The organism is Rossellomorea aquimaris TF-12 (genome assembly GCF_001648555.1).
GTDB lineage: Bacteria > Bacillota > Bacilli > Bacillales > Bacillaceae_B > Rossellomorea > Rossellomorea aquimaris.
This window is the reverse complement of the sequence record NZ_LQXM01000026.1, coordinates 65,068-79,839: the sequence shown is the minus strand read 5'-3', so window position 1 is coordinate 79,839 and position 14,772 is coordinate 65,068. Positions and strand designations below refer to the sequence as shown.

The 14,772-nt window shown below is 38.7% G+C and carries 15 protein-coding genes and 2 pseudogenes; 2 read left to right on the top strand and 15 right to left on the bottom strand.

All coding sequences use genetic code 11. The features are described 5' to 3' along the window. The first annotated feature begins 150 nt into the window (after nucleotides 1-150). Nucleotides 151-1,308 carry an MFS transporter gene (locus tag IQI_RS08390; protein WP_064092202.1) on the top strand — a complete coding sequence of 386 codons (1,158 nt, stop codon included), beginning with the start codon at nucleotides 151-153 and terminating at the stop codon, nucleotides 1,306-1,308. Nucleotides 1,309-1,315: 7 nt separating this feature from the next. Here the strand turns inward: IQI_RS08390 and IQI_RS08385 are convergent, their stop codons facing one another. From IQI_RS08385 to phaZ, 7 genes and pseudogenes are all read right to left on the bottom strand, one after another. Next, nucleotides 1,316-1,705 carry a VOC family protein gene (locus IQI_RS08385; protein WP_064092201.1) on the bottom strand — a complete coding sequence of 130 codons (390 nt, stop codon included), beginning with the start codon at nucleotides 1,703-1,705 and terminating at the stop codon, nucleotides 1,316-1,318. Between the two features lie 44 nt (nucleotides 1,706-1,749). Continuing rightward, nucleotides 1,750-2,286: a GNAT family N-acetyltransferase gene (locus IQI_RS08380; RefSeq protein ID WP_064092200.1), complete on the bottom strand. Its 537-nt coding sequence runs from the start codon at nucleotides 2,284-2,286 to the stop codon at nucleotides 1,750-1,752. 46 nt (nucleotides 2,287-2,332) lie between these two features. Beyond that, nucleotides 2,333-3,820, bottom strand: a complete 1,488-nt coding sequence (locus IQI_RS08375; RefSeq protein ID WP_328585735.1) for a class I adenylate-forming enzyme family protein — start codon at nucleotides 3,818-3,820, stop codon at nucleotides 2,333-2,335. 163 nt (nucleotides 3,821-3,983) lie between these two features. Further along, a pseudogene (locus tag IQI_RS08370) lies at nucleotides 3,984-4,417 on the bottom strand (endonuclease I family protein); the annotation flags it as partial. A gap of 91 nt (nucleotides 4,418-4,508) precedes the next feature. Further along, the gene (locus IQI_RS08365) at nucleotides 4,509-5,684 is read right to left on the bottom strand and encodes a thiolase family protein (protein WP_064092198.1); all 1,176 of its coding nucleotides are present in this window, start codon (nucleotides 5,682-5,684) and stop codon (nucleotides 4,509-4,511) included. Between the two features lie 30 nt (nucleotides 5,685-5,714). Further along, nucleotides 5,715-6,458 carry a 3-oxoacyl-ACP reductase FabG gene (gene fabG, locus IQI_RS08360; protein ID WP_064092197.1) on the bottom strand — a complete coding sequence of 248 codons (744 nt, stop codon included), beginning with the start codon at nucleotides 6,456-6,458 and terminating at the stop codon, nucleotides 5,715-5,717. Nucleotides 6,459-6,472: 14 nt separating this feature from the next. Beyond that, nucleotides 6,473-7,225, bottom strand: coding sequence for an intracellular short-chain-length polyhydroxyalkanoate depolymerase (gene phaZ, locus IQI_RS08355; protein WP_064092196.1), 753 nt, complete (start codon nucleotides 7,223-7,225; stop codon nucleotides 6,473-6,475). A 161-nt stretch (nucleotides 7,226-7,386) separates the two neighbouring features. Here phaZ and IQI_RS08350 point away from each other — a divergent pair, with 161 nt between their 5' ends. Next, nucleotides 7,387-7,566 carry a hypothetical protein gene (locus IQI_RS08350; protein ID WP_064092195.1) on the top strand — a complete coding sequence of 60 codons (180 nt, stop codon included), beginning with the start codon at nucleotides 7,387-7,389 and terminating at the stop codon, nucleotides 7,564-7,566. Between the two features lie 62 nt (nucleotides 7,567-7,628). On the opposite strand, the gene IQI_RS08345 is transcribed toward IQI_RS08350, so the two are convergent. The 8 genes and pseudogenes from IQI_RS08345 to IQI_RS08315 all read right to left on the bottom strand — a co-directional run bounded on the left by IQI_RS08345 (nucleotide 7,629) and on the right by IQI_RS08315 (nucleotide 14,559). Beyond that, on the bottom strand, nucleotides 7,629-8,636 hold the full coding sequence (locus tag IQI_RS08345) for an IS1595 family transposase (RefSeq protein ID WP_064092194.1): 1,008 nt from the start codon (nucleotides 8,634-8,636) through the stop codon (nucleotides 7,629-7,631). Nucleotides 8,637-8,712: 76 nt separating this feature from the next. Continuing rightward, nucleotides 8,713-8,859: pseudogene (locus IQI_RS20590) on the bottom strand (alpha/beta fold hydrolase); the annotation flags it as partial. A gap of 13 nt (nucleotides 8,860-8,872) precedes the next feature. Further along, nucleotides 8,873-9,883, bottom strand: a complete 1,011-nt coding sequence (locus IQI_RS08340; protein ID WP_064092193.1) for a 3-oxoacyl-ACP synthase — start codon at nucleotides 9,881-9,883, stop codon at nucleotides 8,873-8,875. A 15-nt stretch (nucleotides 9,884-9,898) separates the two neighbouring features. Next, entirely contained in the window at nucleotides 9,899-10,894 is a 996-nt protein-coding gene (locus tag IQI_RS08335) for a branched-chain amino acid ABC transporter permease (RefSeq protein ID WP_064092192.1), read from the bottom strand. A 4-nt stretch (nucleotides 10,895-10,898) separates the two neighbouring features. Next, on the bottom strand, nucleotides 10,899-11,759 hold the full coding sequence (locus IQI_RS08330) for a branched-chain amino acid ABC transporter permease (RefSeq protein ID WP_064092191.1): 861 nt from the start codon (nucleotides 11,757-11,759) through the stop codon (nucleotides 10,899-10,901). A 12-nt stretch (nucleotides 11,760-11,771) separates the two neighbouring features. Next, a complete protein-coding gene (locus IQI_RS08325; protein ID WP_064092190.1) occupies nucleotides 11,772-12,479 on the bottom strand; it encodes an ABC transporter ATP-binding protein in 708 nt (235 codons plus the stop codon). Beyond that, complete coding sequence (locus IQI_RS08320) at nucleotides 12,463-13,227, bottom strand: ABC transporter ATP-binding protein (protein ID WP_064092189.1); 765 nt, start codon at nucleotides 13,225-13,227, stop codon at nucleotides 12,463-12,465. The genes IQI_RS08325 and IQI_RS08320 overlap by 17 nt, the downstream gene beginning before the upstream one ends. A gap of 105 nt (nucleotides 13,228-13,332) precedes the next feature. Continuing rightward, complete coding sequence (locus IQI_RS08315; RefSeq protein ID WP_064092188.1) at nucleotides 13,333-14,559, bottom strand: substrate-binding domain-containing protein; 1,227 nt, start codon at nucleotides 14,557-14,559, stop codon at nucleotides 13,333-13,335. Nucleotides 14,560-14,772 lie beyond the last annotated feature (213 nt).

Genomic DNA, 14,772 nt, shown 5'->3' with positions numbered 1-14,772 from the left:
TATTCTATTTTAACCAAAAGGTATAGTGAATTTTTGTATAGGTTCATTATAATACATCTTGTGCTACAACAAGTCTTTCCTGCTTCATTCTTTCTTGAAAATATTTGGATAAACACAGCATAAAGTAAGGATAGGGGAGTTGATAAAAACTTGAAAGCTTCATTCAGAGTGATTTCCATCCTTTTAGTTGTCATGGGGATAATGGTCGCTTGTAACATATACACTTTCATACCTATATACAATGAAATTGCTTCAGCACTTACTATTTCCTCAAGGGATGTAGTTGTTGCCGGAAGTTCTTTTACATTTTTTTATGCGTGTGGATTGCTAACCTTCTCAAACATCGCTGATCGTTATGGTAAAAAAGAAATTCTTGTGTGGGGAATGCTTGCTTCAGCAATCTCAACTGGATTTGTCATGGCTTCATTTGATTTTTGGACTTTGCTTATTTCTAGGGGAATACAAGGATTTTGTTTAGGTAGTTTTGCACCTGTTGCTTTTGCATACACATTTGACTTATTCGATGGTAAAAGAAGAACTCTTCTTCTGGTCTTCATCAACTCAGGTTTTTTATTTGCCGGGATTCTTGGTCAATTATTAAGTGAGATCATCACTGCATTTAGTCACTGGTATTTCGTGTTCCTTTTCTTTTCCATTGTTTACTTCAGCCTCTTTATCCTGGGGAGAAACAATCTCCCGTCTACTGGAGCTAAAAGTGTATCCGTTTCAAATCAATTAGTGACTATGTACAAACTTCTCTTAAACAAACAGCTCATTATTTGTTATGGGATTGTGTTCACCTTGCTATCCTCTTTCGTAGCTTACTATGACAGTTTGACGCGTTATTTACCTTTCGAACCCAAGCTTCTATTTCAAGTCCGAATCGTTGGTTTATTAGGTGTGATCCTGTCATTTTACACTGGGAATTTACTACAAAAAATGGGTGCTTTAAAAACTCTTTTTCTAGGAATATCCCTTGCCCTTTTCAGCTTTATTTTCTCATTTTTTTATTTGGAAATCAGTTTTTCCATCCTTTTATTACTTTCTTCTATTCTATTTGTCTCATCTATCTCATTGTTAATCCCAACTATGCTCACCCTTATTGGAGAGTTTAGTGGTGATGGTCGTAGTCAAGCCCTCAGCTTCTATTCTTTTATCCTTTTAGGGGGAACAAGCATTGCTCCCTTAGTCATTATGCACCTTTCTTACATGCAAACTCTTTTATTATTAATAGGGTGCTTTATTTTCAATTTCTTTATGGGCATTTTATTGTTCCTTCAACAGCGTGAAAAGAATTTTTCTTCTTAGAAAAAAATCATGTCCATATTTCCATTCTCTCTTTCAGGTTAGACGTATGCAGCTCAAACTGCACTCCGTCTGGAGCTAGAAAATTAATCGTCCACCCCCTTCCTCTCTTGACTGGTCCTCGTACTATTTTTACTCTCTTACTCTTTAACGTTTCGACTGCCATATGAAAGTCCTCTTCACTTATAGTAAAAGCAATATGGTCAACTCCTAACCCTTTAAGCGTTGAAGGCATCTGTTCTTTTTCCAGAAGGCATATCCAAATCGAACCCCACTCTACATAGGCATCCTTATTCCCTTTGTGTACTAGGTCTGCTCCTAATATATCTCTGTAAAAATTAAGTGATTCCTCCAAGCTTCTACAATTGATTGTTAAATGATTAAATCCTTTAATATTCATACAATCCTCCTCTATAAACCACCATCAAAAAAAGAAGGGTGCACTCACCCTTCCTTCCATTCGTCCACTAGTAACCCAAACAGGTCCATATCATAACGTGCTCCGTCTCTTTGTAAGAATTGTCGGAAGCTACCTTCCTTTTTAAACCCTAATGATTCATACAATCGAATGGCTCTTTTATTATATGAGAAGACCGTTAATTGCAGTCGATATAGGTTAAGTTCTTGGAAAGCATATGATAAAAGACATTCCAATGCCTCTTTTCCATAACCATTTCCCCAAAACTCTTCTTCTCCAATCGCTATACTTACCCAACCTACTCGATGGGTCCATAGTATTCCATCTAACTCTACATACCCTATGATTCTTGCATCTTCCTTTAACCTTATAGCGAAGCGGAAAGCTGTATTCTCTTTCTCGCCAATCCACTTTTTGATTTCTTCTACTGACTTTGGTTTTGGTGGAAGGGCATCCAGCAACCTTTGAACCCCTTCATTTCCATTCCACTTTTTGATGTATGGAACATCCTCGTCCTCAAATCCGGATAAGTAAATTCTTGTTCCCGTTAACAATGCCTTCATTCTTTTCACCTCGATTTCTATTTCGAGATATAGAGGTCCTTTTCCTTTATTGCTCTTGAAAAAGTTTCACTAGTGATTTCTTATTCACTTTTCCTACATCAGTTTTCGGAAGTTCCTTGATGAAATGAACGTTTTTCGGGATTTTATAAGCTCCAAATTTTTGTTGACAATACATTTTCACTTCTTCAGCTGTCAGGTTCCTACCTTGCCGAATCGTAATAAACGCCGTAACAACTTCTCCCCATTTTTTATGTGGCACGCCAATAACCGCACATTCTGAAACAGCATGGTGCTCACATAACCAATGTTCGATTTCTTGAGGATAAATGTTTTCTCCACCAGAAATAATCATGTCTTTTTTTCTTCCGACGATGTAGTAATCCTCTTCACCATCAACCTTTGCCAGGTCTCCAGTATGTAACCATCCATTTCGTAATACCATTTTGGTTTGAGTTGGATTCTGCCAATACTCTTTAAAAAGATGATCTCCCCCTAGCAACAGTTCCCCTACTTCTCCTTGAGGAACTGAGTGACCATCCTCATCTATAATCTTCACTTGATTGAACATCATGGCTTTTCCCACGGAACCTTTTTTCATTTTACAAGGGTCAATGTAAAAGTTATTAGGACCTGCCTCTGTTAAACCATAGCCTTCTTTAAACTGTATTTGTTTTTCTCTAAAAAAATCATACACCTTCCCTGGACAAGGTGCCCCACCTGATAGGAATACCTTCATTTTTGGAAAAGGCGTCTGTTTAAACTCTTCATTTTCCATTAGTAAATGGTACATAGTCGGTACAAGCAGTACAATGCTACATCCATACTCATTCAAAGCATCTATTGCTCCAATAGGCTCAAAACGTTCTGCCATCACGACCTTCCCACCAACCATTAATAAAGGAAGTGATAATGCATTAATTCCTCCTGTATGGAAGGTTGGTAAATACGTTATGGTACAATCCTCTTCTTCAAGGTTCCAACTAATAATCGTGTTCATCGCATTAGCTGTAACGGATCGATGTGACAGCACTACTCCCTTAGGACTTCCTGTTGTACCACCTGTGTAGATCATCATCCAAGGATCGTCTAATACAAGTGAAGTGAATGAAGTTAAACCATTTGTTTTACCATAGACAGATGCTGATATTCCCTCTAAACATTGGTGTGGATTGTTTAATAGAAGGCTTGATATAAGAGATTGAAATTCTTTTTTATAAAAAATTAACTTAGGTGTACAGTCCGATACAATCGAATCGATTTCAGAAGGGGATAGCCGCCAATTCAAAGGAACAAAAATGGCTCCTATCTTTCCACATGCAAACAAAATCTCAAAGCATACAGAATCATTTTTAGAAACGTATGCCACTCTGTCTCCTTTGCTTATCCCTTTTTCCTTCATATATTGAGCCCACTTAGATGCTCGTTCATCTAATAAGTGGTAGCTGATTGTTTCATTTATTGAATCATTGATTAACGCAACTCTATCAGGAGAGATCATTGATCGCTTTCGCAACCAATCTGTGACTCTTTCCATACTCATCTCCTCCTTTTTTTGAATACTTTAATCATAAAAGGAGTTGGTTACAAAAGAGTTACATTCCATAAAAATACGGTTAGGAATTCCTAACCGTTTTATAAAAACTTTACCCAATCTTTTCTGCCCACTCTGGGTGGTCAATAAAAGGATTTCGATTTCCTTAATATCGTTCAAAAATCAAATTATTACGTCTAATTTCTCTTGAATCAACAGGGTCCTGTGCATGCCATTGAAGAAGAACACTCATTTTCCCGTGACATGGCGCACTCCCATTATTAACTACACTATTTAATTCTAAATCCAATTCCCCATTGTCACCTTCATACCGTACATACATATAAAAAATCATTCTTGCCACGTCGCCTTTTACTTCATCACGAGGTTCCCAGGAATCACTGTCATAATAATTTCCAGGTGCTTCATTATGCTGAGATCCTCCGTTGTCAAAATCCAAGTTTCCTCTCAATGAATTCACTGTAACTTCAGTAGGTGCAAATGGTGGAGGTCCGTCCCTGTCCCTTGTGCTGTACCGAAATCACCGTGTGATTTCGCCCATACATGCTCACGGTTCCAGTCGTTTATTCCACCGCCATTGTAAATTTGGATTGATTACTCATAACAAACAATTCTAGTTACCCAATACTATAAAAAAGCACTAGTTCCCTAAAGAACTAGCACTCTACCATTACATTCCTTCAATTAAGACAGTAGCTCCCATTCCTCCACCAACACATAAAGAAGCAATTCCTTTTTTCAATTGTCGACGCTTCAATTCATGAACGAGTGACACGACAAGCCTTGCTCCAGTACATCCGACTGGATGGCCGATGCTGATTCCGCTGCCGTTCACATTCACTTTTTCCCTTTCTAATCCAAGCTCTTTTTCTACTGCAAGGTATTGGGCTGCAAAGGCTTCATTCACTTCAAATAAATCGATTTCATCCAGCGACCAATTTTTCTTATGTATCCCTTTTTGAATCGAAGGAACCGGTCCGATCCCCATTACCTTCGGGTCAACACCAGCTACGGAGAAGCCAGCAATTCTCCCCAGAGGCTGCAGCCCTCTTCGTTCCGCTTCTTCCTCACTCATTAAAATTAATGCAGCCCCTCCATCATTTAAGCTGGATGAGTTACCAGCAGTAACTGATCCACCTTTTCTAAAAGCTGGCTTTAGCTTCTCCAGCATGTCTACTGTTAATCCAGATCGAGGACTTTCATCTTTTTCAATAACCTTTTCCCCTTTACGTTCCTTCACTGTGATAGGAACGATTTGAGAATCAAAATATCCGTTCTCCATGGCTGTTACTGCTCTCTGATGACTAAGAACAGCAAATTCGTCTTGTTCTTCACGAGAAATCGAATGGATTTCTGCAAGATTTTCTGCCGTTTCCCCCATCATAATTCCATGAATTGGATCTTCAAGGACTTCCCAGACAGAGTCTCGAATTTCTCCGTGCTGAAGTCTTTGCCCAAATCGATGTTGATTTAAGATATAAGGGCTAGAACTCATTGCTTCTACTCCACCAGCTAATACGATGTCTGATAAACCTGTTTGTATTTGCATAGCTCCAGAAATAATGGCCTGCATTCCACTGGCACACTGCCTTTGAATGGTGTAACCTGTTGTTGTGTCATCAAATTCAGCTAATAAAGCAGCTGTTCTTGCTGTGTTAGGTTGGTCCGTACGTTGAATACAATGTCCTAATATGACTTCATCAATATCATTTGCTGATAGCCCACTTTGATTTGCGGCCTCTTTCATAACGGGAACAATTAAATCGGTTGGCAAGAGATTTTTAAACACTCCCCCAAATGCCCCTACCGGTGTTCGAAGTGCTGCTGTAATAACGACATTTCTCATTTCTCACTTCTCCTTTCTGTTAACGATTTTCTACATCATGATTCCTCCGTCTACATGTAAAACCGTACCATTTACATAATCACTATCATCAGATGCTAGATATAGATATGCTTTTGCAATATCGTCCGGTTTCCCTAGTCTTCCTAATGGAATCATCGCTTTCATTTGCTGAATCACGTTCTCAGGAACAGAGGCAACCATGCTTGTTTCTGTAAAACCAGGGGCCACTGCATTCACATTGATCCCTTTACGTCCCAATTCCTTTGCCCATGTTTTTGTCATCCCCACCACTGCTGCCTTTGTTGCTGCGTAGTTGGTTTGACCAACATTTCCATACACACCACTTACAGAAGAAGTGTTAATGATTTTCCCTTTTCCATTTTCAATCAAATAAGGAAGTACAGCTTGCGTACAATTGAATACTCCCGTTAAATTGACGTCCAAAACCTTTTGAAAATCTTCAGATGACAGCTTATGGATCATTCCATCTCTTGTAATTCCTGCATTGTTAATTAATATATCTATTTTGCCAAAGTGCTCCCTTACCCTTTTAACAAAGGAATCAACTGAAGAACGTTCTGCTACGTCTCCTTGAAAAAAAGAGACCTTCCCTTCACTCATCTCACTCAAAGACTTTGCTTTTTCTTCCCCAACCTCTGAATCAAAATCTACTAAGGCTACACTGCAGCCTTCTTTTGCAAATAATTCTGCTGCAGCAAATCCAATTCCGTTTGCCGCACCCGTGATAAGGGCTACTTTTCCTTTCAATCTCACGCTGACTCCTCCTTTTATCTCTGTAAAAATGACGTCACTACCCCAAGCAGTTGATCAATATCATCAATAAGTGGTGAATGCCCACTATTCTTTAATTCTACAAATGTCGCGTTTTCTCCTATATCCTCGACAATTTCATCTGTCATTTCTTTTGTAATCACATAATCTCGATCTCCCCTTAACACAAGAACGGGGATAGAAATTGAACTAGCTTGATTTGAACCGTTTACAAGTCCATTATGAACTGAGCTAATATTGAAGGTATTCAACGCGTGATAGATAGACGCTAAATTTCGTTGTGTTCTCATATCGTCGATGTACTCTTCATAATGGTCATCATCTGGCTGTTGATGAGTATAAATGAGGGCATTCCATAATGAACGAAGAAATTCGCGATTATTATCATCATAGGCTTCCTGCACAGGAATTGTTTTTCCACTGTCCATCTTAACTTCATCGATTGTACGTAGTCGATTCATGAAATCCACTGTGCCATCTTCTTTCGTTCCAAAAAAGGGATAGCCCCTTGTAGAAGCTGAGGCTAGTAAAATAAGATTCTCACAATAGCTCGGATAATCTATACTGAATTGCATTCCTACCGCTCCACCGGTGGACCAGCCAATAATCGAGAAGTGCTGAACTCCAATTTCATCTACCCATTGTTTCATATCATCTGATAACTCTTTAATCGAGGTAATCTTCTGATGATAGCTTGATTCCCCAAATCCTCTCATATCGATTGCGTATAGTTTAAAGCGTTCATCCATCTTATCTAAAGGCTCTTTTCGTAAAGATTGTTGTTATTGAGTAAGAACAAGGAAATTATTTACTTTTTATGGTATTATATATAAATGACACAATCATTTAAAAGCCAGTTTATTTATAGAATTTATTATCTAAAAATAGTTGTAAGAAAAGGGGGAGTTTTATGTGGTGGTTAGTAATATTGATTATAGGAATTTTGTTATTTGCATTATTGATTGATTTCAGAAGGAAAAAACGGGACAACGATAGGTATACAAAAGGCATTAGCTCTTCAGCCAAACCTGGAGAAGATAAGAACTATACTGGTGGTAATACAGGACCAGGTGGTGGTGGTTTAGGGTGAGCAGTAAGAGTTGAATGTTCGAATAAGAAATACAGCCGTTTCGCAAAGGAATGGCTGTTTTTTTATACCTCACGTAGGAATTTGACGGTAATGCTATTTGAATTTTGGCAAGAACTGAGAAGCATTTGGTTTATCTGCTCCTTTTCAGCCAACTTCTTACTTTGCTGAAGGAAGCTGAACCAATAAAGATAATTATCCAAATACTTTGTAGCCACTCCTTGAAACCTATCCAACCAGCCTTTTAGACGTTTATGATAGTTATTGACGTTTTGCAAATGGTAGATGCCCTTTTTGACGTATCCCTCTTTGCTTAGGTTTATTGGCTCGTGTTTAAGTGCCTTGATTTGGGCGAATTTCTTGTAGTTCGTGGCTGTATCTGTGCATAACAAAGCAGACGGGTCAATATAACTCCCGATAACTGCGTCAATTTCTTCTGCTTTTACACGACCGTTTCCTGCTTTTTGAGCAATGACTTGCCCATTACGGTCCTGGGCGACAACAACAGCAATTTTAAGATGGCTAATCCCTCTCAATTTATCTTTGCCGCCACGTTTTTTTGGTTTCCTGTCAAGTGTTCTTCGTCCTTTTAAAGACTCTTTAAAGAAGGTTTCGTCACTTTCAATAATCCCTTTCAACATTTGATATCCCATTGAACGCAAAGCAAAAAGAATTTTATGTCTCCAGTAAAATGCAGTAGAGATGTGGATTTTTAAGCGTTTAGCAATCTTAGGCAAGGTATAGCCTTCCACCATCATATTAAAATACTTCGCCCACTTACCAAGATAACGGGTTCCTGCAATCGGAGTATTTGAAAGGTCATTAAATGACTTTCCGCAGTCACGACAAAGATATCTTTGCCTCTCTCTGTACTTGCCATTTCGCTTTACCTTCACGCTTCCACAATGAATGCATCCTAACCCTTCTTTAAAACGGGTTTCTCTAATTGTTGTGAATGCATCTTTCATATCAGTATCTTCATCATCGATAAAGTCTTCTTTTAACAGGTTGAATAGTTGAATTTGTTCGTCTTTAGTTAAGTCCGAAAACGTGGCATAGATGTCTTTAATCATTGAGAAACCGCCTCCTGAAAGAGTATTTTATCACCTCTTATAAGGATGGTCAAAATAGCAACAATCTTTGCGAAAAGAGCCTATCTAAAACTATATCCCAATGCTTTGAAGACGTCATATTCCCATGTATAAGAACGATTGGGATTTGCCCTCCACTACGTTCTCGATAAGCGATAGTTTCTCCATTTGCTAACAACACTTTTTTTAATTCAACAGTTGACATTGTTTGTGCCCCCTTACGAATTTCCCCAAATAATGGTCGTTGCGCCCCAAGCATACCCAATCCCCGCACTTACCATAACAACGATATCACCTTCCTTAAGCAGGCCACTTTGTTCGGCAAGTTCAAGAGATAGGATTTGATCAAATTGGCCGATATGGCCGTATTCTTCTAAATATATGGATTGATTTTCCCTTAGGCCTAATTCCTTTAAGACAAATTGATGAGCAGACCTTTTCATATGCAGCATAGCCACATAGGAGATATCTTTTTCTTCAAAGCCACTCTTGTAAAGAGATTGTCGAATTACCTTCAAAAAATTGTCCATGGATTTTTGCTCTAATCTTCTTTTCATTCCTTCTGGATCTGTGACATCCAATCTGTACAAGCCTTGTTGTAGAGAGCTTTCTGTCAATGGCTCCTTTGTTCCTCCCACTGGAACAATTACATCCTCAGAAAATGAACCATCTGTTACGATCGAAGTTTGGAGTAAATGATTTTTTTTAAAGCCTTTTTGGAGAATCAAAGCACCTCCACCAGCAGCCAAATTAAACATGAACCGCGTTCGATTATTTCTGTAATCAATAAAATCACAATTGCGATAGCCACCTGCCAATAGAATTGTTTTCATTTCCGGGTCCGTTTCTAGTAAGCTTTTTGCCAGTTTCATAGCCATAATGGTTGTTCCACAGCGTAAAGCAACATCAAATGCCCAAGCGTGATATGCACCAATCTCTTCTTGTAGCTTTATGGAAGCTGTCCAAAGTGGATATTCTTTATGCTCTTCACCCACATAAATGACGACATCAATATCCTTTGGTTCTAAATTCGCCTTCTCTATGGCTCTATTTGCAGCATGGATGCCCATTGCAACAGTGTGATCATCAGGTCCTGGAATCGTTTTCTTTTTGATCCCCATTTTATTTTCGACAACTTCTACTGGAAGTCCTGCTTTAGATGCAATTTCTTCACCTGTCATGGTGTTTACAGGTAAATACATTCCCGTACTAAGAATTCCGATTTTCAAAGAAGACCCTCCTCACTAGCCTGTCATTTTTTTCTCATCTATTTTTACATTGTTCACGCGTTTTTTTCTATTTATTTTCCTTAAAGTTCCGACAATTCCTGCCGGGAAAAACATCACAGCTAGAATATAAAGAATTCCGAAGAAGATAATCCATCTCTCAAATATGGGGTATGTTTTCGCAAGCTCCGTTAACCAATGATGCGCGAATTCAATCAACCCTGCTCCAACTAACGGTCCAATTAATGTTCCAACTCCACCGATGATGGTCATAAGGAGAGCATCCAGTGTTACGTCCATCGTAAAGACACTTGTATTAACAAATCGTAATGACAGGCTGTATAAAGAACCTGCAAAACTGGCAATAACACCCGCTACTACACTGGCTAAAATTTTATAGTGGAGAACTTGAAATCCCAGTGATTCTGCTCGTTGTTCATTTTCACGAATCGCTTGAAGAACAGAACCGGCTGGAGAATGTGTAAATCGTTTAAGGAGTAGGAAGATCAATACCATTACACCAAGACAAACAAAGTAAAAAATCATACGATCTTTTAATAAATCTGGCGTACGAAAGGTAAAGCCATCATTTCCAAATGTTAACGTTCTCCACTTCTCTGCCCCAACTAGAAACAACCCTGCAAAGGCTAAGGTTAACATGGCATAGAAGTGACTTTTGAGTCTTAATGTCAAGAGTCCAACAATATAGCTGACAAATCCTGCAATCAGGAACGCGACTAATAAAGACACAAATAACCAAAACATGGTAGGTTCCATTCGGTCTAGGAAAATACCTGTTGTATAGGCACCAATTCCAAAGAACATAGCATGACCAAAGGATACAATGCCTGTGTACCCTAGAAGAAGATCGTAACTCATGGCAAATACACCAAATATGAACACTTGAGTCAGGAGAATCATCATACTTCTAGAATCATTTATAAAAGGAAACGCAATTAATATAAGTATCGTTATACTAAAAAAAAGATTGGATCGTCGCTGAAGGATTTTCATTTCCTCACCCCTTTACTGTAAATAATCCTTGTGGTCTAAAAATAAGTACAAGGGCCATTAAGATCATATTGACAGCAAGTGATAATTCAGGAACATAATATGTCATAAACGAGCCTGATAATCCCACTAAAACAGCTGCAAACAGGGACCCAGGAAAACTTCCCATTCCTCCAATGACTACGACGATGAAGGCTAAAATAGCAAATTCCATCCCCATTTCCGCATAAATCACACCTGAATAAGGAGCTAAAAGGATACCTCCAAGCGCTGCTAATGCAGAACCTACCATAAAGACATACATAAACACTCTTTTAATATTGATGCCAAAGGCTTCTACCATTTCTTTATTCATTACACCTGCTCGAACAATCAGGCCAATTCTTGTTTTATTCAATATAAGCTGAACGATTGCAAAGATAAAAAAGCCAATGACAATAATAAATACACGATATTTGATTACAATAATATCCCCAATCAGCCAGCTACCTGCTAAATAGTCTGGGGCTTTAGCTGATAATTGGTTTGGTCCCCATACCACCTTTAACATTTCTGATAGAACCAGCATAAACCCTAAAGTTATAAGGATTTGTTGAACGTGATTACCATACACAGGTTGAATAATAAACTTCTCAGTAACCATCCCTAAAATCAACCCCGTTACAATGGCACCAATAATCCCCATAACAAAGCTATCCGTGACCGTATATACCCAAACACCGCTATAGGCTCCCCAGGCAAATAAACCACCGTGGGCAAAGTTCAAAACATCCATTAAACCGAATATTAATGTTAATCCTGCCGCTAATAAAAAGATGAGCATTCCTGTTGCTAATCCATTAAGGGCTAAGTTAATAATGAGGTCCACTTTATTCCCTCCTCATGCAATCCCTAAATATTTCTTCTTCATTTCTTCGTCCTTTACTAATGCTTCCATCCGTCCATTGTGAACCGTTTTCCCATCATCGATAATGTAAAAGCGGTCACCTATTTGACTAGCCATAATGAAATTTTGTTCCACAAGGAGTATCGTTGTTTTTTCTTTCATTTCTACTATCGTTTCCATCACTTTCTCTACAACGATGGGGGCCAGTCCCTTGCTTGGTTCATCAATCAGTATTAAGTCATTATTATTTAAGTAAGCTCTAGCAATGGATAGCATTTGTTTTTGACCACCACTTAAATTCCCCCCGGCTTTCTTCCAAAACTTTTTAAGGTCTGGAAAAAGATCCGTAATCCATGTCATACGATCTTCTGTTTCTTGATCATAATTCTTTATGGCAACCTTCATGTTTTCTTCAACTGTAAGATCGCCAAATATGCCTTGATCTTCTGGTACATAGCCAATACCTTTGTTCGCTACCTTGAAGGTCGGAAGTCTTTGAATTTCTTCATCCTTGTAGAATATCTTTCCTGATGAAGGAGGTGTTAGACCCATGATGGTTCGAAGACTTGTAGTTTTCCCCGCTCCATTTCTACCTAATAACACAGTTACTTCGCCTTTCTTCACTTCAAAGGAAACTCCCTGAAGGATGTGATACTGATCAATATATGTTTCAATACCATCTACCTTAAGCAGTGTGGTCATCATATAGACCTCCTAGATAAGCTGATTGTACCTGTTCATTTTTCATTATTTCCTTCGGATGATCATCTGCAAGTAACCTGCCATTGAAAAGGACCATAATTGAATCTGACAGATCCATAATCATATCCATCTTGTGTTCAATAAGAACGATGGTTTTATCTCCTTGAGATTTTATGTTGCGAATGACCTCCAATATGGCAGGCACCTCCTCTAACGACATACCGGCAGTAGGCTCATCTAATAATAAGATTTCAGTATCTAACGCTAGAAGCATAGCAATCTCTAACTTTCTTTTTTCTCCATGGGCTAAATTCACCGCCAGTGAATTTCCTTTAGTCGATAGCATTACAAGATTTAGAAGCTCTTCTGCTTCCTTTAAAACACTTCCAAAGGTTTGAATGTTTTTATGCATGACATACCGTATTCCCCGCTTTGATTGAACCGCCAATCTAACATTTTCCAATACGGTTAAATGAGGGAAAACATTGGTCATTTGGAAGGAGCGACCAATACCTAAACGAGCACGTTTTGTTGGCGAAAGCTTCGTTATATTCTTTCCTTTTAAAAAGACTTCTCCACTAGATGGCTTTAATTGACCACTAAGTAAGTTAAACAATGTTGTCTTCCCGGCACCATTTGGTCCAATAATAGATTTAAACTTTTTTTCAGGAACAGAAAAGGTCACATCATCTACAGCTGTATGTCCGCCAAAGGTAATGGTCAAATTTTTTGTTTCTAGTATACTCATTTTTTCACCCCATTCTGGTTTCATGAAAGGGGTTGACTGTAAACAAAGTATCAAGCCCTTCAATGAAGGTTTAAGCCCGACATTTGCTAGTCAACCCCTTGCTCTTTAATTTCGTATAGGAGGAGCTGTTTCTTCTGGAGAGAGTTCTCTAATTAACACTGGAACAGGATAAGGAACCCCATCTTTCTTCTCTAACTTAATAGAATACAAGGTTTGTAGTGCTTGATGATCTTCTTCCCGGAATGTCATTGTTCCTTTTGGAGTGTCAAAGCTCATCCCCTCCATCGTCTCTATAAGAGTATCTGGATCTAAATCCCCTTCTGTATTCTTTAACGCTTCAACAATGGAAATTGCTGCACTCATCCCACCTGGTGTAAACAGGTCTGGTACTTCACCGTCGTATTTCTTTTTATGCTCTTCTACTAACCAGTTATTAATCTCATTGTCAGGCAGTTCATGGTAATACACACTGAAGCCTTCCATTCCAACTAACGGTTCCATAACAGATAATGCAGGAATATCTGGAGCTCCAGTCGAAATTTTAATCCCTTTTTCTTGAAGCTTCATATCACCAATCTGATTCCAAGGTGAATTCGCTCCAGCCCAGATGACGAATAGGTAGTCTGGTTTACTTTCAATAATCTTTTGAAGGTTAGAAGTAAAATCTGTTGCCGCAGGGTCTGCATATTCTTCATGAACAATCTCTGCACCAAGGTTTTCAGCAGCTTCTTTAAAGGCTGCTACACCATCTCGACCAAAGGAATAATCCGGTGCTAATGTAGCAATTTTGACTCCATCCTTCGCAATTGCTGCTGCACCTGCCACCGCATCCTGTGATGAGTTTCTTCCTGTCCTAAAGATATAAGGATTGAACTCTGAACCAGTAATACTATCTGCAACAGCCGGCTCAACAATCATTATTTTTTCATATTCCTCTGCAAGAGGGAGTACTGCTAACGTATCACCAGAACTTGAAGAACCTACTAGAAAATCAACGCCATCTTCTTCAAATAGTTTTGTCGCTTTTTGAACAGCTACTTCAGGTTTTGTTTCTGTATCTTCAAAGACCACTTCTATTTTCTTCCCAGCCACCTCCATCGTTCCATCAGTGGCATACTCTAAACCAAGTTCAAATCCACGTTGAGTTTGCTTCCCATAAGACTCTAATGCTCCTGTCAGTGAAGCAAGCACTCCTATTTTGACCGTTTCTTGTTCTTTTTCTGTTTCTTTTTCCCCTGATCCACCGCTACTTTGGGAATTACATGCACTCGTCACGACCAGTAAACAAGATAAAAAAATCATTAAGGCAGACCATTTAAACGAATATTTCATATTTTTCTCCCCCTTAAACATGAACTAAAGCGATAATAGCTTTGACTTTATCTTAAGAAAAGGGAGTTACAAATGAGTTACAGTCGAGGAGATAGTCTTCGATGATATGAAGTTCACAACCTGGCCCAATAGTTATGGAAAGTGGCCCAATTCACAAAGCATCTGGCCCAATTCCTATGAAAATGAGTCTACCTGTCCCATTCCATGTTCTAT